This is a genomic window from Rathayibacter sp. AY1B6 (assembly GCF_002932755.1).
Classification (GTDB): Bacteria; Actinomycetota; Actinomycetes; order Actinomycetales; family Microbacteriaceae; genus Rathayibacter.
Genome location: NZ_PSWL01000053.1, coordinates 1 through 876 on the forward strand (window position 1 = coordinate 1; position 876 = coordinate 876).

The following is an 876-nucleotide window of genomic DNA, read 5'->3' on the forward strand; positions in this document are numbered from 1 at the left end:
CCGCGGCTCCGGCTTCACGCTGCTGGTGATGGGGATCATGATCCTCGCGGTGGTCGTGCTCGCCCCGAGCATCAAGAACTTCGTCGAGCAGCGCGCCGAGATCGCCGAGCTGCAGCGCTCCGTCGACGCGGCCAAGACGCAGGCGCAGAACCTCGACGAGGAGCGCACCCGCTGGTCGGACCCGGCGTTCATCCGCGCGCAGGCCCGCGAGCGGCTCTACTTCGTCATGCCCGGGGAGGTCAGCTACCTCGTGCTCGACGACGTGACGCTCGCCCAGCAGGCGCAGCAGCCCGCGAGCGACACGGTGCAGGAGACCCCGAGCGACTGGGCCGGCTCCCTGCTGTCCTCGATCGCGGTCTCGGGCCTCGGCGAGCCGACCGCCGACGAGCCGGCGCCGACCCCGTAGGTCCCGCTCGGCCCCGCGTACACTGGAGCGTCCTCCCGGCCGTCCGTCCTCTGGAGCCCCCGTGACCACGCCACCCTTCGATCCGCCGTCCGAGCGCGACATCGCGGTCGTCTCCGCCCAGCTGGGCCGTCCCGCCCGCGATGTGGTCGGGATCAGCGCCCGCTGCGTCTGCGGCGACCCGACGGTGGTCTCCACGAGCCCGCGCCTGTCCGACGGCACGCCGTTCCCCACCTTCTACTACCTGACCCACCCCGCCGCGACGGCCGCGATCTCGCAGCTCGAGGCCACCCAGGTCATGGTCGAGTACAACGGGATGCTCGCCGAGGACGAGGATCTGCGCGAGGCCTACGCCGCGGCGCACCGGGCGTTCCTGGCCGACCGCGAGAGCGTCGGCTCCGTCCCCGAGATCGCGGGCATCTCCTCCGGGGGCATGCCCTCGCGGGTGAAGTGCCTCCACGCCCTCGCCGCGC

At 72.9% G+C, this 876-nt stretch carries 2 protein-coding genes; both read left to right on the plus strand.

Going from position 1 to position 876, the window contains the following annotated elements; genetic code table 11:
• Positions 1 to 406: septum formation initiator family protein (locus C5D08_RS16555; RefSeq protein WP_104277943.1), on the plus strand; the 406-nt coding region annotated here is incomplete at its 5' end.
• A gap of 61 nt (positions 407 to 467) precedes the next feature.
• On the plus strand, positions 468 to 876 hold a 409-nt coding region (locus C5D08_RS16560), incomplete at its 3' end, for a DUF501 domain-containing protein (protein WP_104277944.1).